Genomic DNA, 22,805 nt, shown 5'->3' with positions numbered 1-22,805 from the left:
AAATTACAGTGTAAAGACGATACTCGTTTGTGAGAACATAATTTGTTAAAATAGATGAGTTAAGACAAGTGAAAAGAATATGAATTTCCTATACAATCACTTATAATGATTAAACCTAAAATTAGAAGGAATGATTGAAAATCATGACAAATGTAACGCCGATGATGCAGCAATATTTAAAAATTAAATCACAATATCAAGACTGCTTACTGTTTTTCAGACTAGGCGATTTTTATGAAATGTTTTATGAAGATGCTAAAGTCGCATCGAAAGTGTTAGAAATCACGTTGACGAAGCGTGATGCGAAAAAAGAAAATCCGATACCCATGTGCGGGGTGCCGTATCATTCAGCAGAAAGCTATATTGAAACATTAATCGATAACGGCTATAAAGTGGCTATTTGTGAACAAATGGAAGATCCGAAGGTCACAAAAGGCATGGTACGCCGTGAAGTCATCCGCGTCGTTACACCTGGTACGATTATGAACCAGGGCGGTGTTGATGAGAAACAAAACAACTATATTTTAAGCTTCGTCAGAGAAAATGGTGACATTGCGTTAAGTTATTGCGATGTTTCTACTGGTGAATTAAAAGTGACACACTTTAAAAATGAAAGTATGTTGCTGAATGAAATCACAACGATTAATCCAAATGAAATTGTGACAGCAGAAACAGTAGAAGAAAACTTAAAACAACAAATGTCGCTTGCGACTGAAACGTTGACTGTTGTAGATGATATCACGAATCAAGACTATCCAGTGAATCAAGTAGAAGATGACTTGATGCATCGTGCTGTACAAGTCTTATTAGATTACATTCATCACACACAAAAACGAAACTTAGATCATATTGAAGATGTCAAAGTGTACGAAGCAGTAGACTTTATGAAAATGGATTATTATGCGAAACGTAATTTAGAGTTAACAGAAAGTATCCGTTTGAAGTCTAAAAAAGGTACTTTATTATGGTTAATGGATGAAACGAAAACTCCGATGGGAGCACGTCGTTTAAAACAATGGATAGATCGACCATTAATTTATAAACAAGCTATTAATGAACGTTTAGATGCAGTGTCTCAATTGATAGACCGCTTCATCGAACGTGATACACTCCGTAATTACTTAAACCAAGTCTATGATATTGAACGCCTTGTGGGACGTGTCAGTTATGGTAACGTCAATGCACGTGATTTAATCCAATTGAAGCACTCAATATCTGAAATTCCGAATATCAAAGCTTTACTAGATGAATTTGACCAACAGCTGCCAGAACAATTCAGACAGCTAGAACCTTTAGATGATTTACTCGATTTATTAGAACAAAGTATCGTGGAAGAACCTCCGATTTCTGTAAAAGATGGTGGTTTATTTAAACAAGGCTTCAATGAACAGCTTGATGAATATTTAGAAGCGTCAATTAATGGGAAACAATGGCTTGCGCAACTTCAAGCAAAAGAACGAGAACGCACTGGCATTCGCTCATTAAAAATCAGCTTCAACAAAGTATTCGGTTACTTTATTGAAATTACGCGTGCGAATCTAAAAGACTTTGAACCTGGTGATTATGGCTATACACGTAAACAAACTTTATCGAATGCGGAACGTTTTATTACTGACGAATTAAAAGAAAAAGAAGATTTGATTTTAGGCGCAGAAGATAAAGCTGTTGAATTAGAGTACCAGTTATTTGTGAAATTGAGAGAAGCAGTTAAAACTTATACTGAACGTCTTCAAAAACAAGCAAAATTAATTTCAGAAATTGACTGTCTTCAAAGTTTTGCGGAAATCGCGCAAAAATATAACTACGTCAGACCTGAGTTCAGTGAAGATAAAACATTGAACTTAGTCGATTCACGCCATCCAGTGGTAGAACGTGTGATGGATTATAATGATTATGTACCTAATGATTGTTACTTAGATGATGAACAATTTATTTACTTAATTACTGGACCGAATATGTCAGGTAAATCAACATACATGCGTCAAATTGCGATTATTAGTATTATGGCGCAAATGGGGGCATATGTTCCATGTGGTGAAGCGGTCTTACCGATTTTTGACCAAATCTTTACGCGTATCGGTGCAGCGGATGATTTAGTTTCAGGTAAAAGTACGTTCATGGTAGAAATGTTAGAAGCACAAAAAGCCTTAACTTATGCGACTGAAGACAGCTTGATTATCTTCGATGAAATCGGTCGAGGTACTTCTACATTTGATGGTTTAGCATTAGCTCAAGCCATGATTGAATATGTAGCACAAACGTCTCATGCGAAGACTTTATTCTCTACTCACTACCATGAGCTGACAACTTTAGATCAATCGTTACCATGTCTTAAAAATGTACATGTCGCAGCAAATGAATATCAAGGCGAATTGATCTTCTTGCATAAAGTCAAAGAGGGTGCAGTAGATGACAGTTATGGTATTCAAGTTGCGAAATTAGCAGACTTACCTGATGAAGTGATTGACCGTGCACAAGTGATTTTAGATGCCTTTGAAGCAAAAGATAAACCACAGCCGCATATTCCGACGAATGAAATATCAGAAATGCAGGTGGCTGAAAGCAAAGAAGAAACAAAACAGTCTAAAGGAAATGAAGCAGAGTTCTTCCAAGGTACTTTTGACTTATTTGATAGTGCACCGAAAGAAAGTGCGATAGAAGCGGAATTGAAGCAACTTAATATTTCTAATATGACACCGCTTGAAGCATTGATTAAATTAAATGAATTACAAAATCAATTAAAATAGAGGTGACGAATCATGGGCAAAATTAAAGAATTACAAACTTCACTCGCTAATAAAATTGCGGCGGGTGAGGTGGTAGAACGTCCTGGATCAGTCGTCAAAGAATTACTCGAAAATGCCCTTGATGCACAAGCAAGTGAAATTAATATAGAAGTTAAACAGTCTGGCATTGAATCTATTCGTGTTGTAGATAATGGAACAGGTATAGAGGAAGATGACTTGAAGTTAGTCTTTCATCGTCATGCGACGAGTAAGTTAAGTGAAGATAACGACTTATTCCATATAAGAACATTAGGCTTTCGTGGTGAAGCCTTGGCCAGTATTTCTTCTGTAGCAAAAGTGACATTAAAAACATGTACAGACGGACAAAACGGTCATGAAATTTATGCAGAAGATGGCGCAATTTTAAACCAAAAGCCGGCGAAAGCGAAACAAGGGACAGATATTTTAGTAGAATCCTTGTTTTATAATACGCCAGCACGTTTGAAATATGTGAAGAGCTTGTATACAGAATTAGGCAAAATTACAGATATTGTCAACCGTATGGCCATGAGTCATCCAGATGTGCGTTTCACTTTAGTTTCAGATGGCAAAGTGCTGATTAAAACAAATGGTTCTGGGCGTACGAATGAAGTGATGGCAGAAATATACGGTATGAAAGTGGCTAAAGATTTAGTACATATCACAGGTGATACGAGTGATTACCACCTAGAAGGTTATGTCGCTAAACCAGAACATTCACGTAGTAACCGTCACTATATTTCTATTTTTATCAATGGACGTTATATTAAGAATTTCATTTTAAATAAAGCCATTTTAGAAGGGTATCATACGTTGCTGACAATCGGCCGTTATCCTATTTGTTATATCAATATTGAAATGGATCCAATTTTAGTAGACGTCAATGTGCATCCTACAAAATTAGAAGTCAGACTTTCTAAAGAAGAACAATTATATGATTTAATTGTAGAAAAAATTAGAGATGCGTTTAAAGATAAAATCTTAATCCCGCACAATGATGAAAATAAATTGTATAAAAAGAACAAAGTGTTGGAATCATTTGAACAACAGAAATTAGATTTTGAAAAAAGAAACCAGCAACAATCTACTCAAACTTCGAATGATATGCCTACCACAGAATTAGAATCTGAAGCTTCTAGTGAACAGGTTTCTGAAAGTAATACATTAGCTTCAGATTACCAAGCGTATCAAGAGATGCAAAAAGCAATGTTGTCTGATTTAGAAGAAATAGATAATCAATCTGATAATGACGATGCATTATTAAATGAAAATGAAGCTACAACACATACACCAGAAGAAGCAGCGTATGACGCACAACCAACACCAGATGTTCGTGAAACACAAAACGCGCAACCTAAACACCGTGTGCCATATATGGAAGTAGTTGGCCAAGTTCATGGGACATATATTATTGCGCAAAATGAGACTGGCATGTTTATGATTGACCAGCATGCAGCACAAGAACGCATTAAATATGAGTATTTCCGTGAGAAAATTGGAGAAGTAACGAATGAAGTTCAGAATTTATTAATACCGTTAACGTTCCATTTCTCAAAAGATGAACAAATGATTATTGATGAGTTCAAGGATGAATTAGATAAAGTAGGGGTACATTTAGAACCGTTCGGTGCGCATGACTATATCGTGAATAGTTATCCTGTCTGGTTCCCTAAAGCAGAGGCAGAAGAGATTATTCAAGATATGGTAGAGTATGTGTTAGAACATAAAAAAGTAGAGATTAAGAAGATTAGAGAAGAAGCGGCCATCATGATGAGCTGTAAAAAATCTATTAAAGCTAATCATTATTTACGAAATCATGAAATGGCGGACTTAATTGATCAGTTGAGAGAAATGGAAGATCCGTTTACTTGTCCGCATGGTCGTCCGATTATCATCAGTTTTTCAAATTATGAAATGGAGCGTTTATTCAAACGTATCCAGTAAAGGAGATATGAGCTTGAAACCACACATTTTACCTGCAATCCGTGAAATGCGCGATTTAGAAAAATTGGTGAAAACGGATTATCCTACTTGCGTGTTATTAGATGCGCATATCGGTCATTTACAAAGTATTACCGATTTATTGAAACAACATCGCATGGAAATGTATATTCATGTGGATTTAACAAGAGGTATTGCGCACGATGAGTTCGGTTGTGAGTATTTAATTCAAAAATTCAAGCCGAAAGGCATTGTGTCGACGAAACCTAAAGTGATTAAAAAAGCAAAGACATTAAAAGTAACGACAATTTTACGTGTCTTTATTATTGATAGTCATGCGCTTAAACGTAGTATTGCTTTAATCCAACAAGTAAAGCCGGATTTTGTGGAAGTATTACCTGGAGTTGCAAGCAAGGTAATACAGAAAATCTATGATGAAACAAAGACACCTGTGATTGCTGGCGGGCTGATTGATTTAGAAGAAGAAGTACAAGAAGCCGTAACAAGTGGTGCGGAATATGTTACAACGAGCAATAAAACATTATGGTAAATTTTTAGAACGTAATTTTGTGAAATTGTGAATAATTATTGACAACGCTTTCATAAAAAGATATTCTGTTAATAAGTTAATATAAATATTGATAGAGATAGGAGACTTCTACATTGTATTCAATTATGTAGGAGTCTTTTTGTCTTTTTTTAAGGAGTGAATTAAGATGAGTCCATATTTTGCGGAATTTCTAGGGACAGCCATTCTGATTTTATTTGGGGGCGGCGTGGTTGCCAATTTGAACTTAGCAAAATCAAAAGGTTTAGGCAGTGATTGGATTAATATTTCGCTTGGTTGGGGGCTTGCGGTAACACTAGGTGTTTATGCAGTCGGAACTTTTTCAGGTGCACATTTAAATCCAGCTGTGACAGTTGCTTTTGCGATGGATGGCGGTATTGAATGGTACAAAGTGCCAGGTTATATCATCTGTCAAATGCTCGGCGGTATTGTCGGAGGCTTTTTAGTTTGGTTAATGTATTTACCGCACTGGAAAGTGACTGAAGATCAAGGGGCAAAATTAGCAGTGTTTTGTACAGCACCAGGTATCAAAAATTACTATGCTAACTTTTTCAGTGAAATTATCGGTACAGCAGCATTAACATTAGGCTTATTATTTATTGGTATTAATAAGTTCACTGAAGGCTTAAATCCGATTATTGTCGGTGGTTTGATTGTGGCAATTGGTTTAAGTTTAGGTGGCCCGACAGGTTATGCGATTAATCCAGCGCGTGATTTAGGTCCGCGTATTGCGCACGCATTATTACCAATTGCAGGTAAAGGTAATTCAAATTGGTCTTATGCGATTGTGCCTGTGCTAGGTCCAATTGCAGGCGGTATGTTAGGTGCTTGTATTTACCGTGCAGCTTATAAAGAAACATTTGATGCATTATCTGTTGTGGCGATTTTATTAACTGCAGCAACTTTAATTTTAGGTGTTGTGTTAAATAAAATCGATAAGAAAGACATTGGTACGATTTACTAATCAAAGTGTTTGCAGGCTTAGATAATTCGGGGGAACAGTTAAAACATTAATAACATGTTAAAATCAGGGTTAAGGAGTGGCTTACTATGGAAAGATATATTATGTCAATAGACCAAGGTACTACAAGTACACGTGCAATATTATTCAATAAAGAAGTAGAAATTGTCTCAACAGCACAACGTGAATTCACACAACATTTCCCACATTTAGGTTGGGTGGAACATGATGCGAATGAAATTTGGACATCCGTGTTGTCTGTCATTGCGACAGTGTTGAATGACGATAATATTTATCCGCATCAAATCAGCGGTATCGGTATTACAAACCAAAGGGAAACAACTATCATTTGGGATAAACATACTGGTCGTCCGATTTATAATGCGATTGTGTGGCAATCTCGCCAAACACAAGATATTGTACAATCATTACGTGATCAAGGTTATGAAGATACCTTCCGTGAGAAAACAGGTTTAGTTCTTGATCCATATTTCTCTGGTACTAAAATTAAATGGATTTTAGACAATGTGGAAGGCGCAAGAGAAAAAGCTGAAAACGGGGATTTATTATTCGGTACAGTAGATTCATGGATTGTCTGGAAATTATCAGGGGGCGCTGCGCATGTGACGGATTATACGAATGCCAGCCGTACATTAATTTACAATATTCATGACTTAAAATGGGATGATGAATTATTAGAAATTCTAGATATTCCAAAACAAATGTTGCCGGAAGTTCATGAATCAAGTGAGATTTATGCGAAAACAAAAGATTATCATTTCTTCGGACAAGAAGTACCGATTGCGGGAATCGCAGGGGATCAGCAAGCAGCCTTATTCGGACAAGCATGCTTCGAACGTGGTGAAGTGAAAAACACATATGGTACGGGTGGATTCATGTTAATGAACACTGGTAAAGAAGCGATTCAATCGGATAACGGTTTATTAACAACAATCGCATTCGGCTTAGATGGCGAAGTGAATTATGCATTAGAAGGTTCTATTTTCGTCTCTGGTTCAGCTATTCAATGGTTGCGAGATGGTTTACGTATGATTAACTCAGCACCTGAATCTGAAAACTATGCGAACCGTATTGAATCAAGTGATGATGTTTATGTGGTACCGGCGTTTGTTGGACTCGGTACACCATATTGGGATGCGAATGCACGTGGTGCAGTATTTGGTATTACACGTGCGACTGAGAAAGAACACTTTATCAGAGCAACGTTAGAATCTATTTGTTACCAAACACGTGATGTGGTTGAAGCGATGATTCAAGACTCAGGTATTGAAGTGAAGAATATCCGTGTAGATGGTGGTGCTGTTAAGAACAACTTCTTAATGCAGTTCCAAGCAGATATTCAAAATATTACAGTAGAACGTCCTGAAATCAATGAAACGACTGCGTTAGGTGCTGCTTATCTTGCAGGACTTGCGGTAGGTTTCTGGGATAGTAAAGCAGAAATTGCGAACCGTTGGAAATTAGATCAAGCTTTCGAGCCTGAAATGGATGAAAAAGAAAGAGAAAAATTATATAAAGGTTGGAAAAAAGCTGTAGAAGCAACACAAGTCTTCAAGCTGGACGACTAATTAGACGACTGATTTCTAACTATGTTATACTAAAGACAAGTTAATATCTATGACTCGAGAATGAGAGAACTGTTCAAACCATTTTTAATGTATGGGATAGGTCTCTCATTTTTTAATTTATTTTGCGTTAAATTCGCATCTCGACTTGTCTCATGCATTCATAACAGAATATTTTAGGAGGCGTTGTTCAATGAGTTTATCAACATTAAACAGAGATGTAATTAAAGGAAGATTGAAAGAGGAAGACTATGATGTCGTTATCATCGGCGGCGGTATTACAGGTGCCGGCATTGCGTTAGATGCGGCAGACCGCGGTATGAAAGTGGCATTAGTAGAAATGCAAGACTTTGCGCAAGGAACAAGTTCTCGTTCTACTAAATTAGTTCATGGCGGTTTACGCTACTTAAAACAATTTCAAGTCGGGGTTGTAGCAGAAACTGGACGTGAACGTGCGATTGTTTATGAAAATGGTCCGCATGTAACAACACCGGAATGGATGTTGTTACCGATGCATAAAGGCGGTACATTCGGTAAATTTACAACTTCTATCGGTTTAGCAATGTATGACCGTTTAGCAGGGGTTAAAAAATCAGAACGCAAGAAAATGTTGAACAAAAAAGAAACATTAGAAAAAGAACCATTAGTTAAAAAGAAAGGCCTAAAAGGCGGCGGTTACTATGTTGAATATCGTACAGATGATGCGCGTTTAACAATTGAAGTCATGAAACGTGCAGCGGAAAAAGGTGCAGATATTCTTAACTATACGAAATCAATGAATTTCACATACAATGACAACGAAAAAGTGAATGGCATTCAAGTGACTGACATGTTGACGGATGAAGCTTATACCATTCACGCTAAAAAAGTTATTAATGCCAGTGGCCCATGGGTAGATGAAGTCAGAGGCGCTGATTATTCTAGAAACAATAAACAATTACGCTTAACTAAAGGTGTGCATATTGTTATCGATCAATCTAAATTCCCATTACAACAAGCGGTTTATTTCGATACAAAATCAGATGGCAGAATGATCTTTGCGATTCCTCGTGAAGGTAAAGCGTATATCGGCACAACTGACACATTCTATAACAATGACAAAGCGTCACCACTACCAACACAAGAAGACCGTGATTACCTAGTCGATGCAGTGAACTATATGTTCCCAGGATTAGATATAACAGATAAAGATATCGAATCATCTTGGGCAGGTATCAGACCATTGATTTTAGAAGAAGGTAAAGACCCATCTGAAATTTCACGTAAAGATGAAATCTGGGAAGGTAAATCTGGCCTATTAACAATTGCGGGCGGTAAATTAACAGGTTATCGTCATATGGCAAAAGGCATTGTGGACTTATTAGCAAAACGTTTACAACAAGACTTCGGTAAGAAATTCGGTCCATGCGAAACAAAACATCTGACAATATCAGGCGGAGATGTCGGCGGCAGTGCGAATTTCGATCACTTTGTAGAAGAAAAAGTAGCTGAAGCTAAGAAATATCAAATTGACGCAAAAACTGCTGAAGATATTGCACAACGTTATGGTTCAAACGCAGATGAAATCTATAAAATTGCGCATACGGCACAATATCAAAACTCAGGATTGCCATTAGAAATCTATGCTGAATTGGTTTATGGTATTCAAAATGAAATGGTTTATAAACCAACAGATTTCTTAATCCGCAGAACAGGTATGTTGTACTTCGATATTGAAGATGTCTTGAAATATAAAGAAGCGGTTGTAGATGTATTAGCACAACTATTAAACTATGACGAAATTCAACGTTCATTGTATACAGAAGAATTGGAAGAAGCGATTAATGAAGCAAGAACTGCGAATAATCAACCTGCTGAATAAAGCAAAATAGAGTATCAAAATGAGTTGGGACGAAGTTCCAGCTCATTTTTGTTATCCTATTATTAAAGAGTGCAGTTTTTTTACTATTTAGGTAAATGAAAGCCTATTTCAAGAATTTGGGGTCTGTTTTATAATAGAAGGGTAAGACATCTAGTGAAGGCATCTTAGAATAATAAAAAGTTAGACGGGAGTGTAGTCAATGTGTCCTAACACATTTAAGGTAACAGTTGAAGATGGTACAAATATTGAAGTTAAATTAGATAAAGCGAATAAAACACGAATTGGTATTGTACATATTTTTCATGGTATGGCTGAACATATGGGACGTTATGATACATTTGTCGAATCGCTCAACCAACAAGGCTATGATGTGATTCGTCACAATCATCGAGGTCATGGTAAGGATATAGACGAAAGCACAAGAGGGCATTATGACAGTATTGAAAATGTTGCGACGGATGCTTATGAAATTGCGCAAACGTTATATCCAGAAAGAGATGAACTGCCTTATATTGTGCTCGGCCATTCAATGGGATCGATTATTGCACGTAAATATGTTGAAATGTATCCTGATATGTCGCAAGGTTTGATTTTGACAGGTACAGGATTGTTCCCGAAATTAAAAGGGAAAATTTTGGCATCGTTAATGAAAATAATCACGATTGTATTTGGCAAACGCAGAAGACTCAGATGGGTCAACCGTCTAGCTTTCAGACCATTCAATCGAGGAATTCAAAACGTGCAAACTGAGAATGATTGGTTATCAACACAAAGAGAGGAAGTTGATAGATATTGTTCTGATCAGTATTGCGGATTCTTAGTCTCAAATCAGATTATTTATGAAACGCTGAATGAAATGATGAAAACCAGCACACCAAAAGAAATCAAAAAGATGAATGCAGATTTACCAGTCTTATTAATTTCTGGTAAAGATGATGCATTTGGAGACTATGGCAAAGGTATTCGCAGACTGGGTGTGGCAATGAAGAAAAATGGTGTAAAACACATTACGGTACAACTTTATCGTAATAAGCGACATGAAATTCTGTTTGAAGAAGACTATCATCAAACATGGAATAACATGTATGACTGGATTAAGAAAAATATCCTTAACAAATATAAGCAGGGGGATTAATATGAGCAACAACACAAAACCCTTACTCGTTGTCATTGTAGGACCAACAGCGGTGGGGAAAACTGAATTAAGCATTGAACTTGCGAAAAAAGTTGATGGTGAAATTATCAGCGGTGATTCAATGCAGGTTTATAAAGGCATGGACATTGGGACAGCTAAAGCTACGCCTGAAGAGATGCAAAATATCCCTCATTATCTTATTGATATTTTAAATCCAGATGAATCATTTTCAGCATATGACTTCAAAGTTCGTGCTGAAGCATTAATTAAAGACATCACAGCGCGCGGTAAAGTTCCAATTATCGCTGGAGGTACGGGTCTTTATATTCAATCACTAATTTATAACTATCCATTTGATAAAGAAGAAGTTTCTGAAGAAACAGCATGTGCTGTACGTGAAAAGCTGGAGGAATTAGAAAGCTTGTCTAATGAAGCGTTACATCAATATCTCGCAAGCTTTGATGCGGAGTCTGCAGCGGATATTCACCCGAATAACCGTAAAAGAGTGTTGAGAGCGGTTGAATATTACTTAAAAACGAAAAAAAAATTAAGTAATCGCAAAAAAGTTCAACAATATACAGAAAATTATGATACATTATTAATAGGGGTAGAAACGTCGCGTGAAACTATGTATCAACGAATAAACAATCGTGTTGATCATATGATGAAAGCGGGTTTAATTAATGAAGTAGAGCAACTGCTGAGACAGGGTTTTACAAATTGTCAGAGCATGCAAGCAATAGGATATAAAGAGTTGATTCCTGCTATTGATCAAGACATTTCGATTGAACAAGCAGTTGACAAGTTAAAACAACACTCAAGAAATTACGCAAAACGTCAAATGACTTGGTTCAAAAATAAAATGAATGTGCAATGGTTTGATAGAGAGCAACAGCCACTTCCATTGATTCTAGATGACATTACTGCCCACATAAATAAAAAAAAGGAGAGAATGCAATCATGAATGATAAAAGCATCCAAGAGAATTTTCTACAAGGTTTTAAAGACAGCAAAGAGGAGTTAACTGTTTTCTTATTAAACGGTTTCCAAATGAAAGGAACAATTGTAGAATTCGATGACACCGTTGTGAACTTATTCTCACAAGGCAAAAATCATTTAATTTACAAACATGCGATCAGCACATTCACACAAGAACCATCAGTGGTTGAGTAATTTGTTCGTTTGTTTAATTCTAAAACCCAATCATCAGGAAAAAACATCATGTAACGGTTAGATTGCATATAATCTCACAATAGATGAATCATGTTGAACTGAGTTTTAGTACAAATTTATTTATTTAATTAATTGGTATAGGTAAAAAACACGAAGAGCAGCGTCTGGTATTAAGTGATACAACTTAATGCATAGTCGTTGCTTTTTTAATCATTCAATACATAAAAAGACCGTCTTATAATCATATAGTACATGGTTATAAGACGGTCTTTATTGTTCATTATAATAGTTCTTCGATATCTGATTTGATTTGACTTGGATTTTTTTGTGGTGAGAAACGATTGACTACATTACCATCTCTATCTATTAAGAACTTAGTGAAATTCCATTTGATTTTACTATTGAAAAATCCATCTTGTTGTTCTGTTAAGTATTGATAAAGTGGATGTTGTTCAGGTCCGTTCACTTTAATTTTTTCGTGCATTGGGAAAGTTACCCCATAATTAATTTTACAATTTTGCATGGCTTCTTGACCGTTACCAGGTTCTTGCTTGCCAAATTGGTTACAAGGGAATCCTAATACGACAAAGCCTTGATCTTGGTATTGTTCGTAAAGCTCTTGCAAGCCTTCAAACTGTGGCGTAAAGCCACATTGACTCGCTGTGTTGACGATTAACATGACCTTTCCTTTGTATTGATCTAGTTGATAGGTTGTGCCATCGGTTTTTGTAACTTCAATATCATATATGCTCATGTTTTCTTCACCTCGATGTCCCAAACTTAACACATTTCGCCTGAATAGTCTTTAGATATGCTCTATGATAAAATGGAATAGATTACTAGTAGATTGAATAAACATTCAAAATGACCGTAAAATGAATTTAAGGAGGATACATTTTTGCCTCAAGAGAGAATATTTGATACAGAAGAAGCGGTAGAAAAAGCATTATTAATCGGGGTAGATGCATATGATGAAAAACAATTCGATTTCCGTGAAACCATGGATGAATTAAAAGCACTTGCTGAAACATGCCGATTAGATGTTTTAGGTGAAATTACACAACAAAAAGACCGTATTGAAGATAAATCGTATGTTGGTAAAGGTAAATTACAAGAAATTAAAGATTATGTAGAAATGTATGATGTCGATGTCGTTGTAGCTAACGATGAACTGACAACTGCACAATCTAAAAGTCTGAATGATAATTTAGGTATTAAAATTATAGATAGAACCCAATTAATATTAGAAATTTTCGCGATGCGCGCAAGCAGTAAGGAAGGTAAACTGCAAGTTGAATTAGCACAACTTGATTATTTAATGCCACGTCTGCAAGGTCATGGTAAAAGTTTATCTAGACTTGGTGGCGGTATCGGAACAAGAGGTCCTGGTGAAACAAAATTAGAAACAGACAGACGTCATATTCGTCGCCGTATGAATGAAATCAAACACCAACTTCAAACTGTAGTCGAACATCGTGAGCGCTATCGTTCTAAACGTAGACAAAATCATGTGTTCCAAGTAGCTTTAGTAGGTTATACGAACGCTGGTAAATCAACTTGGTTTAATATTTTAGCAGATGAATCTACGTATGAAAAAGATATTTTATTCGCTACATTGGATCCGAAAACACGCCAAATCCAAGTGAATGATGGTTATCATTTAATTATCTCTGATACAGTTGGTTTTATTCAGAAGTTACCGACTACGTTAATTGCCGCATTTAAATCCACATTAGAAGAAGCGCGCGATGCGGATTTACTACTTCACGTCGTTGACGCAAGTAATGAAGAATATCGTACGCAGTATGATACGGTTAACCGTATCATTGGCGATTTAGATATGGATAAGATTCCACAAGCAGTCATCTTTAATAAGAAAGACTTGAACGAAGGACCAACCCCTGCATCGCAATTGCCGAATGTATACGTTTCAGCACGTGATGAAGCGGATGAAGAAAAAGTAAGAAAGTTATTAATAGACCAAGTAGAAAAACAAATGGAACCTTATGAAGAGACAGTTCCTGCAGATGATGCAGATCGTCTATACTTCTTAAAACGTCATACGTTGATTCATAAACTTGAATTTAACGAAGAAAATGAAAGTTATGAAGTAGAAGGTTATAGAAGAAAAGCAGAAGAAAATGGAGAGAAGTAAGCACCATGGATTTAGAACAAATTATTCAAGAAACAGAAACAGAATTACAACCTTATTTTAAAACAATTGAAGCTTGCGCTTATCGTAATCAAGCCAAAGTGTTAGATGCCTTTCACGCAGTGAAAGCGACAGAATCTGATTTGCAAGGGACAACAGGTTATGGCTATGACGACATCGGTCGTGACCATTTAGAAGAAATCTATGCGCATACGTTTAAAGCTGAAGATGCGTTAGTCAGACCGCAAATTATTTCTGGTACGCATGCGATTACTGTGGCTTTACAAGCCAATCTAAAACATGGTGATGAATTATTATATATTACCGGCAGTCCTTACGACACACTGTTAGAAGTCATCGGTGTCAATGGTAATGGTATCGGCAGTTTAAAAGAGAATGGCGTATTATATAACGAAGTCGCTTTAACAGAAGCTGGACAAATTGATGTTCCTGCAGTACTGAATGCGATAAATGACGATACAAAAGTGATCGCAATACAACGCTCTAAAGGTTATGATCAACGTCCATCGATTATGGTGGATGAAATTAAACGTGCAGTGGCTGATATCAAAGCAGAACATCCTGATGTGATTGTCTTTGTAGATAATTGCTATGGAGAGTTTGTAGAAGATGAAGAGCCGATTGAAGCAGGTGCAGATATCATGGCAGGTTCACTTATTAAAAATCCAGGTGGCGGTTTGGCACGTATCGGCGGCTACATTGTTGGTAAAACAAATTTAATTGAACGTTGCGGTTATCGTTTGACTGCGCCAGGTATTGGAAAAGAAGCGGGGGCTTCTTTAACTGAACTGCCAAGTATGTATCAAGGCTTCTTCTTAGCGCCACATGTGGTTAGTCAAAGCTTGAAAGGTGCATTATTTACAAGTTTATTCCTAACCAAATTAAACATGAATACTGTACCGGCATTTGATACACCTAGAACGGATTTAATTCAAACTGTTCAATTTGATACAGCAGAACAAATGATTCGCTTCTGCCAATGTATTCAAGCCGCTTCACCTATCAACGCACACTTCAGTCCAGAACCAAGTTACATGCCGGGTTATGAAGATGATGTGATTATGGCAGCGGGAACATTCGTACAAGGTTCATCTATTGAACTTTCAGCAGATGGTCCAATCAGACCGCCATATGAAGCTTATGTTCAAGGCGGCTTAACGTATGAACATGTTAAGTTGGCAGTCACAAGAGCTGTTCAACAAATGAATGAAGAAGGTCTTATCTAAAAAATAAAAAGTCGACATAATTTTTAAGGCTTGGAGAGGTTTCCTATTGGCAATGTTTCGCGAAATGTTTTTATGGATTGTACTTTTAATTTTTAATATAATAAATACAATCTTATTGTTATTAAGTGGAAAATTACTATTTAACGTTCCTCTTTGGGTTGCTTGGTCTTTATGGGGTGCTGTCACACTTATAATTATTGGGTTAGTTGTTTTTAGAAAGATAATGCAAAGTAGATACTCTTCTTTAAATAGCAGTTTAAGATCATCAATTAAATTAAATGAAAACGAATATTTTTTTCAAACGCCTTTATATACTGTAGATAAACAAACCATTCCTATATATGGTGAGAATAATATGACATACACCACAGTCTTTTTTAATAACTTCCATAAATTAATAAGTATATTTGGTTTTCAACCAATTTACAGCATTTTTTTAAACTCTGAAAATATTAATGTGAAAGTAATACCAAAAAAGATATTAGAAATAAGACCTAAATATAATGTTTATATGAATGATAAACATATCGGTACTTTTGAAATGAAAAGATTTTTAGATAGTGGAGGAAAACAACAACTTCCATATCAGATGAATTATGGTTCAGAACAGCTGTTAATGAAAAGTTCATATTTTAGCAAAAAGACAACGATTTTAAATAGTCGTAATGAAGTATTATTAGTTGCTGATAGAAGCTTATTTGATTTTTCAAAAAACCAAACAACGAAAAAACGAGGAGAACAACATCACTTACATTTAATTTGTGGAAATGTAAAAAAAGAAATATTAATAGCTATATACATACAAGCTATTATTAATAAACGAACTCAATGATGTGCACCCTAAAAGTTAGGTCTTAAATCTAACTATCGGGGTGTTTTTTTGAAAACACAGAAAAAATACTATGAAGTATATGAAATTTAAAAAATAAAAGATATAATAAAAATGAACATGTGAGAGAAAAAGAAGGTACATGAATCAACGAAGTGGAGGAGAACGTTATGGTTCTGACTTATCGTACCTTATTATTTGTCTTATCATTAATGATGTTGTTGTGTTTTGAAGCAAGTAAATCTTTAGGACCTGTATTTTTCTATTCGGTGTTAGGAATATATATGGTAGCAGTTTCTTTCATTTTGTATAAACTTGGTAAGATAAAACGCAATAAAAGATTAAGATAGCAACAAAAAAGAGGCCAGTCGGCCTCTTTTTTTATCCCTATTGTTTAGCACCTGTGTGCGTAGTGATTAATACAATTTCATGTATTGTTCGCGTTCCCACTCAGATACTTGTGTTCTATAGTAATCCCACTCAATTGATTTAGAGTTGATGAATTGATTATAAATGTGTGAACCTAAAGCATCTTTAACAATTTTGTTTTCACGCATTGCTTTTAATGCTGTGTAAAGTGTTGAAGGAAGATCTTCGATACCGATTGCTTCACGTTCGTCACGGTTCATTTCATAGATATTTTGGTTTACAGGTTCAGTAACTTTAAGTTTGTTTTTGATACCGTCTAAACCAGCTTCTAAGATTGCTGCCAAAGCCATGTATGGGTTAGCTGCTGGGTCAACTGAACGAACTTCTACACGTGTAGATAAACCACGTGAAGTTGGGACACGTACTAATGGAGAACGGTTTTTACCACTCCAAGCGATATAACATGGTGCTTCGTAACCTGGAACTAAACGTTTGTATGAGTTTACTAATGGGTTACATACAGCAGTGAATCCACGTGCGTTTTTCAAGATACCTGCGATGAATTGGTAAGCTTCTTCAGTCATTTGGTCACGACCATTTGGATCGAAGAATGCATTTTCTTTACCTTTGAATAAAGAAACGTTGAAGTGCATACCGCTTCCGTTTACACCAAATAATGGTTTTGGCATAAATGTCGCATGTAAGTTATGTTTACGAGCAATTGTTTTAACAACAAGTTTGAAAGTTTGGATGTTATCACAAGCAGTGATGGCATCTGCGTATTTGAAGTCGATTTCATGTTGGCCAGGCGCAACTTCGTGGTGGCTGGCTTCAATGTCAAAGCCCATGTCTTCTAATTCTAATACGATATCACGACGGCAGTTTTCACCTAAGTCAGTAGGAGCTAAGTCGAAGTAACCGCCATGGTCATTTAATTCTAATGTTGGTTCGCCATATTCATCTAATTTGAATAAGAAGAATTCTGGTTCAGGCCCTAAGTTGAAATCAGTGAAGCCTAATTCTTCCATTTCGTTTAAGACACGTTTCAAGTTAGTACGTGGGTCACCAGCGAATGGTTTACCATCTGTACCGTATACGTCACAGATTAAACGTGCAACTTTACCTTGACTTGCTGTCCAAGGGAAGATAACCCAAGTGTCTAAGTCAGGGTGTAAATACATATCTGATTCTTCAATACGAACGAAACCTTCGATTGAAGATCCGTCGAACATCATTTCATTATCTAATACTTTTTCTAATTGACTTACAGGTACTTCAACATTTTTGATTGTTCCTAAAATGTCAGTGAATTGCAAGCGTAAATATCTTACGTTTTCCTCAGTAGCAAATCTGCGGATGTCATCTTTTGTAAATGTACGTTTTGCCATGTTTTAAATCCTCCAGTGAATTATTTGATAAAACGAGATAGGTCGCCTCGATTTATCGGGATAGCTTCCTGTTGCGGTTTCTGTGTTGCTTCAACGATAACGTGTTTTCTGATGGCTTTTTCATCAGTAGACAAATGTTGATCATCTTGATAAATGATTTGTTTGATTGCTTTTAGGTTAAACCCTTTTTCTAATAGGTGTTTGATTTCTAACAGGCGATCTAAATCATTCATCGAAAATAATCTTTTGTTACCGGGTGTTCTCTCTGGTTTAACGAGTCCATGTGCTTCGTAATACCGTACCTGTCTTGGTGTTAGCTCAGTCAATTGATTTACGACACTCATAGAGAAGACGGCCATGTTTCTGCGAAGTGCATCATTTGACATTTCTCCATCACCTCTATTTTTGAACTTGTTATTAACTTATCACAAATAAACCGAAATTACAAAAATATGTAAGGTTTCCTAACATCAGTATAAAAAGCCTTATATATCAAGGGTTCAACATATATTTTCTGATAATTCTAACAAATTAAAACACGAACCATTCAAAAATATTTCACATTTTCGTTCCGATTTACTGTGTTTTTACTTAAATAAGAGAGAATCTACTATGACTTTCTCTATGTAAAATTATACCTAAGTTGCGTTAGACATAAACATCTGACTAAATGAAATGTGAGATTAGACGTACTCAAGTACTGATATTTCAGTTGTTTATATGATGTCTTAAGCGATTATAAATGTTAAAATAGTTTTATCTTATTTATATTAAATGATAGACGTTTTAACTTACCATTAAATCAATGTAAGAGTTTAAAATGAATCGCAAGAATGGAGTTGAGACAATGATAGCCTTTTACGTACCAGGATTACTAGGTGATATATTGCTAGGCATATTTATCTTATTCACAATCTTGAATTTGATTGTTGCCTTTAATATCATCTTCTTGAAAAATAGGTCGACAAGTGCCACATGGGCTTGGTTGTTTATTTTATTTATCGCACCAGTGTTAGGTTTCTTCTTATACATTTTATTTGGAAGAGGCGTATCAAAGAAAAAGTTATACAAAGATTACAGAAAAGATATAGAACAATTTGATGATATTATCAATGAACAACGTTACCAAGTTCAACAAGATCAGATACAAAGTGATAATGAAATAGTTCAAAAACATCATGACTTAGTAAATATGCTGTTAACGAGACAACCTGCTTTCTTAACAGAAGGTAATGATATCGATGTGTTTGTCGATGGTCATAAATTATACGATCAAATGATTGAAGATATTAAAAAAGCGGAGTCTTTTATCCACTTAGAGTATTATGTGTTTGAATTAGATGGTTTAGGGCATCGCATTATTGATGCGTTAGAAGAGCGTTTAGAAGCGGGTGTAGAGGTCTTATTATTATATGATGATATTGGCTCGAAAAAGTTAACCTTGCGCCAATTCAAGCGTTTTAGAAAGCTTGGTGGGCAAGTTGAAGCTTTCTTCGCAAGCAAACTGCCGTTAATCAACTTCAGAATTAATAACCGTAACCATAGAAAGATTGTGGTGATTGACGGTAAAATCGGTTATATCGGTGGTTTCAACGTTGGAGATGAATACTTAGGCTTAAGTAAGAAATTCGGTTATTGGAGAGATACACATGTCAGAATTAAAGGTTCTGCAGTGGATGCGTTAGAATTACGCTTTATGTTGGATTGGAATTCTCAATCTAAACGTCAAACGTTGCCATATAAACCTAAATACTTCCCAGTGAAAGAAGATGTAGGGGAAGCTTCTGTTCAGATTTGTTCAAGCGGACCTGATGATAACTGGCATGAAATTGAATTCGGCTATACAAAAATGATTAACTCAGCTAAAAAATCGATTTATATGCAGAGTCCTTACTTCATTCCAGATAATTCTTATATCAACGCGTTGAAGATGGCCGCAAATTCAGGAGTAGACATTCACTTGATGATTCCTGATATGCCTGACCATCCGTTTGTATACTGGGCAACATATTATCATGCGGCAGAGCTATTAGACTCAGGTGTCAAAATCTATACGTATAATAATGGGTTTATCCATTCTAAAACGATGGTAATTGATGATGAAGTGGCTAGTGTCGGTTCAGCCAACATGGACTTCAGAAGCTTTGAATTAAACTTTGAAGTCAACGCTTTTATGTATAACAAAGAAATCGCTACAGAGTTACGTAAAGCGTTTGAACATGATGTCACACTTTCAACAGAATTAACGAAAGCACGTTATGCGAATCGTTCATTCTGGATTAAAATGAAAGAGGGCTTCTCAAAACTGATTACACCAATTTTATAAGATAAGAAAAACTCGGAAGTGAGCTGTCTCATTTCCGAGTTTATTTATACTATGTTATTTTCTTTTATTGTGTTTATCTTGATTTTGCTGGATGATAAATAAAATAAAACCGACGAGCATTCCCATTAAGATGCCAATAATTGCTGTGACTAGTAATGGAAACTCATATACATATTGCAAAATCAAGCCGACGATAATTGCGACTGCAACAGCAACAATCGTTACAATATTTTCTTTAATGGCTTGCATAGCGCGCCTCCTCATCAAATTCCTTGTTTCTATCATACCAAATTTTTGTGCATCAGAGAATTGACGCACCTATGAAAAAATAGGTATGATGAGTCGGTGATAACTTTAATCAAAGCAGGTGAAAATTTTTGAAACGTAAGTCTATGTCGTCAATCATTGTAATTGCAGTGATTGCTGTAATTGTTTTATGTTTCCAATACTTTAATCATTCAGGTCCCTTTAAACAAAGCGGTGGAGAACAAGCGTCGACATCGATGGGGGATAAAGAAGCGGTTACTGTCAAACGTGTTATTGATGGTGACACCTTTATCGCAACAGATAAAGATAATCGTGAAATTAAAGTCAGAATGATTGGTATGGATACACCAGAAACAGTTAAACCTAATACACCTGTACAACCGTACGGGAAAGAGGCTTCAAACTATACCAAGAAGTATTTAAATAACCAAAAGGTTTATTTAGAATTTGATAAAGAGCCGAAAGATCAATATGGCCGATATTTAGCTTATGTTTGGTTAGATGAGAACCATATGTTTAACGAAGAATTAGTTAAACAAGGACTTGCACGTGAAAAGTACTTTGCGCCGAATGGCAAGTACCGAGATGTGCTTAAAGATGCTGAACGAGAAGCGAAACAAAAACATTTAAATATTTGGAGTTAAAAAATAACGGACAAGCTGAATGTGCTTGTCCGTTATTTTAATTAAGGTTGATTGATGTAGCCCAGAATCTTTTCGCAATCTTGTTCAGTGATTTCATGTTTTGACTGCATAAATATATTGCGAATCGCATCTTTTAAGTCATGCTTAGAAGTTGCGGTCTCAACATATTTTTGACGTTCAGTCGGACCATCAATGATATTTACAGAACCGTCACTAAAGTATACTAAACCGACACTTGAAATTTTTTGATTGAAGTTCTTTTCGTAAGCATCTTTTAGTTCTTTAGAGTTCACAGAAGCTGTAAGGTAGGGGTCATAGTCATAGAAATCAAAAGTGACACTGTTGCTTTTGACTTTTTCAGTGAACGTATAAATATCTTCTCTTGTTGACTGGAATTGACTTTGATATTGATCTGCGATGTAATGCCCGATAATTTGATCAATATCTTCTACATTTGTATCAATAGGTTTTTCAGGTTCAGCACTGAAATGGTAAAATGTTTTTTCTTTCCAGTTCTTCACGTCGATATTTAACAACCCTTTATCTGTGATGACTACATAATCAAAAGTACGCAAGAAATCGAAGAGTGGATGTTTAACAGCAACATTGCCTGTTGAAACAATATGATAAAACTTAACTTCTCCATTTTCTTTTAAGCTTTGCATAACTTTCTCGATAGATTGTTTAGCTTTGCGTACACCATAATGATGTTGTTGTGTACCATCATTAATGATTTGATTTTTCAATGATGCGACTTCTGTACGTAAGGTGTTGACCTTGCTTACAAGTTGATTTTTTGAATAAATCTCTGTATCTAGTCTGTGCTGCATTAAGCTGCGTGATACAACAAGCGCAATGGCCAAAATCACGATGACAGCAACTAGAAGTAATATTAAATACATACCTATCATTCCTTACTCAATAAAAAGTAGTTAAATTTAAACATACCCTAATAATCTAACTCTTAGTGGTAAAAATCAATAATAAAGTCTTAACAAAATATTAATGTAACATTTATGACATATTATGATAATACTAAAAAAGTTCCAGACGAATATGTAGGCAATGTGTCTGGAACTTTAATCGTTAAATTCAATTTTAAGTGTTTGGTTTCAACTCAGCTTGGGAATCAATGAAATATCTTAAAAACTATTACGCTTTTGTATCTTGTAAGATAGATTTTTGTAAAGCGTCAAATTCCTCAAGCAGTTTCAATGCTTTTTTCGTTTGTGCGCTTGTAATAGTAATGAAAACTTTTCGTTCATCATCGATGCAGCGTTGCTTGCCGATGATTTTCATTTCCGTTAATGTGCTGAACGATTTATGAATTTCCATTAAACTGAAATTCATACCGTGTTTCACTTCAAGAAGAGGAATAAGTTTCTTTTGACGATCTAAAATGTGTTTTAAAAATAATAAATCGTTGAAACGTAAGTTATATTCCTGCTTCAAAGCTTTAATTAATTCTTTTCGATGCAATTCATAGTAAAAAATCGATTCTGTAGACTGTGTTTTTTCAGAATACATGATTTCGCCTCGTGTTGTATTTATAATATCTTGCGTCTACATTATTATAATAAAAAAGTTATACTT

Annotated in this window: 20 protein-coding genes; 14 read left to right on the top strand and 6 right to left on the bottom strand. The window is 35.6% G+C overall.

Translation table 11 applies throughout. From position 1 onward, the window contains the following. Window positions 1-143: 143 nt before the first annotated feature. The 9 genes from mutS (at window position 144) to hfq (ending at window position 11,990) form a co-directional block, all read left to right on the top strand. Window positions 144-2,747 (top strand): DNA mismatch repair protein MutS, encoded by a 2,604-nt coding sequence (mutS, locus tag CD112_RS07475; protein ID WP_103364093.1) that lies wholly within the window; start codon window positions 144-146, stop codon window positions 2,745-2,747. 12 nt (window positions 2,748-2,759) lie between these two features. After that, window positions 2,760-4,709, top strand: coding sequence for a DNA mismatch repair endonuclease MutL (mutL, locus tag CD112_RS07470; RefSeq protein ID WP_103364091.1), 1,950 nt, complete (start codon window positions 2,760-2,762; stop codon window positions 4,707-4,709). A gap of 13 nt (window positions 4,710-4,722) precedes the next feature. Then, window positions 4,723-5,256 (top strand): glycerol-3-phosphate responsive antiterminator, encoded by a 534-nt coding sequence (locus tag CD112_RS07465; protein ID WP_023015659.1) that lies wholly within the window; start codon window positions 4,723-4,725, stop codon window positions 5,254-5,256. 166 nt (window positions 5,257-5,422) lie between these two features. Continuing rightward, the gene (locus tag CD112_RS07460) at window positions 5,423-6,238 is read left to right on the top strand and encodes an MIP/aquaporin family protein (RefSeq protein WP_002480753.1); all 816 of its coding nucleotides are present in this window, start codon (window positions 5,423-5,425) and stop codon (window positions 6,236-6,238) included. Between the two features lie 86 nt (window positions 6,239-6,324). Next, the gene (gene glpK / locus CD112_RS07455) at window positions 6,325-7,824 is read left to right on the top strand and encodes a glycerol kinase GlpK (RefSeq protein WP_103364090.1); all 1,500 of its coding nucleotides are present in this window, start codon (window positions 6,325-6,327) and stop codon (window positions 7,822-7,824) included. Between the two features lie 190 nt (window positions 7,825-8,014). Next, the gene (locus tag CD112_RS07450; RefSeq protein WP_103364089.1) at window positions 8,015-9,682 is read left to right on the top strand and encodes a glycerol-3-phosphate dehydrogenase/oxidase; all 1,668 of its coding nucleotides are present in this window, start codon (window positions 8,015-8,017) and stop codon (window positions 9,680-9,682) included. Window positions 9,683-9,881: 199 nt separating this feature from the next. After that, window positions 9,882-10,817 (top strand): alpha/beta fold hydrolase, encoded by a 936-nt coding sequence (locus CD112_RS07445; protein ID WP_103364088.1) that lies wholly within the window; start codon window positions 9,882-9,884, stop codon window positions 10,815-10,817. 1 nt (window position 10,818) lies between these two features. Then, complete coding sequence (gene miaA / locus CD112_RS07440) at window positions 10,819-11,781, top strand: tRNA (adenosine(37)-N6)-dimethylallyltransferase MiaA (protein WP_103364087.1); 963 nt, start codon at window positions 10,819-10,821, stop codon at window positions 11,779-11,781. Next, window positions 11,778-11,990: an RNA chaperone Hfq gene (gene hfq, locus CD112_RS07435; protein ID WP_244968292.1), complete on the top strand. Its 213-nt coding sequence runs from the start codon at window positions 11,778-11,780 to the stop codon at window positions 11,988-11,990. Before miaA ends, hfq begins: the two co-directional genes overlap by 4 nt. A gap of 280 nt (window positions 11,991-12,270) precedes the next feature. Here hfq and CD112_RS07430 read toward each other — a convergent pair whose 3' ends face one another. Continuing rightward, window positions 12,271-12,744: a glutathione peroxidase gene (locus tag CD112_RS07430; RefSeq protein ID WP_002480822.1), complete on the bottom strand. Its 474-nt coding sequence runs from the start codon at window positions 12,742-12,744 to the stop codon at window positions 12,271-12,273. A gap of 144 nt (window positions 12,745-12,888) precedes the next feature. Here CD112_RS07430 and hflX point away from each other — a divergent pair, with 144 nt between their 5' ends. From hflX to CD112_RS07415, 3 genes are read left to right on the top strand one after another with little or no spacing between them, the layout of a single operon-like run. Continuing rightward, window positions 12,889-14,145, top strand: coding sequence for a GTPase HflX (gene hflX / locus CD112_RS07425; protein WP_103364086.1), 1,257 nt, complete (start codon window positions 12,889-12,891; stop codon window positions 14,143-14,145). A 5-nt stretch (window positions 14,146-14,150) separates the two neighbouring features. Next, window positions 14,151-15,389, top strand: a complete 1,239-nt coding sequence (locus tag CD112_RS07420; RefSeq protein WP_103364085.1) for a methionine gamma-lyase family protein — start codon at window positions 14,151-14,153, stop codon at window positions 15,387-15,389. A 52-nt stretch (window positions 15,390-15,441) separates the two neighbouring features. Continuing rightward, window positions 15,442-16,221, top strand: a complete 780-nt coding sequence (locus CD112_RS07415) for a hypothetical protein (RefSeq protein WP_103364092.1) — start codon at window positions 15,442-15,444, stop codon at window positions 16,219-16,221. Between the two features lie 413 nt (window positions 16,222-16,634). Here CD112_RS07415 and glnA read toward each other — a convergent pair whose 3' ends face one another. Together glnA and CD112_RS07400 are read right to left on the bottom strand one after the other, a co-directional pair. After that, window positions 16,635-17,975, bottom strand: coding sequence for a type I glutamate--ammonia ligase (gene glnA / locus CD112_RS07405; RefSeq protein WP_002480826.1), 1,341 nt, complete (start codon window positions 17,973-17,975; stop codon window positions 16,635-16,637). Window positions 17,976-17,995: 20 nt separating this feature from the next. After that, on the bottom strand, window positions 17,996-18,361 hold the full coding sequence (locus tag CD112_RS07400; protein WP_002480827.1) for a MerR family transcriptional regulator: 366 nt from the start codon (window positions 18,359-18,361) through the stop codon (window positions 17,996-17,998). Between the two features lie 461 nt (window positions 18,362-18,822). Here CD112_RS07400 and cls point away from each other — a divergent pair, with 461 nt between their 5' ends. Continuing rightward, window positions 18,823-20,301, top strand: a complete 1,479-nt coding sequence (cls, locus tag CD112_RS07395; protein ID WP_103364084.1) for a cardiolipin synthase — start codon at window positions 18,823-18,825, stop codon at window positions 20,299-20,301. Between the two features lie 54 nt (window positions 20,302-20,355). On the opposite strand, the gene CD112_RS07390 is transcribed toward cls, so the two are convergent. Then, the gene (locus CD112_RS07390; protein WP_070848272.1) at window positions 20,356-20,550 is read right to left on the bottom strand and encodes a hypothetical protein; all 195 of its coding nucleotides are present in this window, start codon (window positions 20,548-20,550) and stop codon (window positions 20,356-20,358) included. Between the two features lie 128 nt (window positions 20,551-20,678). Here CD112_RS07390 and nucI point away from each other — a divergent pair, with 128 nt between their 5' ends. Next, entirely contained in the window at window positions 20,679-21,212 is a 534-nt protein-coding gene (gene nucI / locus CD112_RS07385) for a thermonuclease NucI (protein WP_103364083.1), read from the top strand. A gap of 41 nt (window positions 21,213-21,253) precedes the next feature. Here the strand turns inward: nucI and CD112_RS07380 are convergent, their stop codons facing one another. Both CD112_RS07380 and CD112_RS07375 read right to left on the bottom strand, forming a co-directional pair. Then, entirely contained in the window at window positions 21,254-22,114 is an 861-nt protein-coding gene (locus CD112_RS07380; RefSeq protein WP_002480831.1) for a hypothetical protein, read from the bottom strand. Between the two features lie 250 nt (window positions 22,115-22,364). Next, the gene (locus CD112_RS07375) at window positions 22,365-22,739 is read right to left on the bottom strand and encodes a transcriptional regulator, SarA/Rot family (RefSeq protein ID WP_002480832.1); all 375 of its coding nucleotides are present in this window, start codon (window positions 22,737-22,739) and stop codon (window positions 22,365-22,367) included. Window positions 22,740-22,805: the final 66 nt, after the last annotated feature.

The organism is Staphylococcus simulans (assembly GCF_002902285.1).
In the GTDB taxonomy this organism is placed as follows: Bacteria; Bacillota; Bacilli; order Staphylococcales; family Staphylococcaceae; genus Staphylococcus; species Staphylococcus simulans.
The sequence above is the reverse complement of the archived record's forward strand: the minus strand, read 5'-3'. Positions and strand labels throughout refer to the sequence as shown.

What these genes read in the sequence shown, in the direction of transcription:
- CD112_RS07390 (WP_070848272.1), bottom strand. Translation starts at nt 20,550, where the DNA reads ATGCAAGCCATTAAAGAAAATATTGTAACGATTGTTGCTGTTGCAGTC.
- glpK (WP_103364090.1), top strand. Translation starts at nt 6,325, where the DNA reads ATGGAAAGATATATTATGTCAATAGACCAAGGTACTACAAGTACACGT.
- CD112_RS07430 (WP_002480822.1), bottom strand. Translation starts at nt 12,744, where the DNA reads ATGAGCATATATGATATTGAAGTTACAAAAACCGATGGCACAACCTAT.
- CD112_RS07445 (WP_103364088.1), top strand. Translation starts at nt 9,882, where the DNA reads ATGTGTCCTAACACATTTAAGGTAACAGTTGAAGATGGTACAAATATT.
- mutL (WP_103364091.1), top strand. Translation starts at nt 2,760, where the DNA reads ATGGGCAAAATTAAAGAATTACAAACTTCACTCGCTAATAAAATTGCG.
- CD112_RS07450 (WP_103364089.1), top strand. Translation starts at nt 8,015, where the DNA reads ATGAGTTTATCAACATTAAACAGAGATGTAATTAAAGGAAGATTGAAA.
- miaA (WP_103364087.1), top strand. Translation starts at nt 10,819, where the DNA reads ATGAGCAACAACACAAAACCCTTACTCGTTGTCATTGTAGGACCAACA.
- CD112_RS07380 (WP_002480831.1), bottom strand. Translation starts at nt 22,114, where the DNA reads ATGTATTTAATATTACTTCTAGTTGCTGTCATCGTGATTTTGGCCATT.
- CD112_RS07460 (WP_002480753.1), top strand. Translation starts at nt 5,423, where the DNA reads ATGAGTCCATATTTTGCGGAATTTCTAGGGACAGCCATTCTGATTTTA.
- CD112_RS07420 (WP_103364085.1), top strand. Translation starts at nt 14,151, where the DNA reads ATGGATTTAGAACAAATTATTCAAGAAACAGAAACAGAATTACAACCT.
- CD112_RS07400 (WP_002480827.1), bottom strand. Translation starts at nt 18,361, where the DNA reads ATGTCAAATGATGCACTTCGCAGAAACATGGCCGTCTTCTCTATGAGT.
- mutS (WP_103364093.1), top strand. Translation starts at nt 144, where the DNA reads ATGACAAATGTAACGCCGATGATGCAGCAATATTTAAAAATTAAATCA.
- CD112_RS07375 (WP_002480832.1), bottom strand. Translation starts at nt 22,739, where the DNA reads ATGTATTCTGAAAAAACACAGTCTACAGAATCGATTTTTTACTATGAA.
- cls (WP_103364084.1), top strand. Translation starts at nt 18,823, where the DNA reads ATGATAGCCTTTTACGTACCAGGATTACTAGGTGATATATTGCTAGGC.
- hfq (WP_244968292.1), top strand. Translation starts at nt 11,778, where the DNA reads ATGAATGATAAAAGCATCCAAGAGAATTTTCTACAAGGTTTTAAAGAC.
- glnA (WP_002480826.1), bottom strand. Translation starts at nt 17,975, where the DNA reads ATGGCAAAACGTACATTTACAAAAGATGACATCCGCAGATTTGCTACT.
- CD112_RS07415 (WP_103364092.1), top strand. Translation starts at nt 15,442, where the DNA reads ATGTTTCGCGAAATGTTTTTATGGATTGTACTTTTAATTTTTAATATA.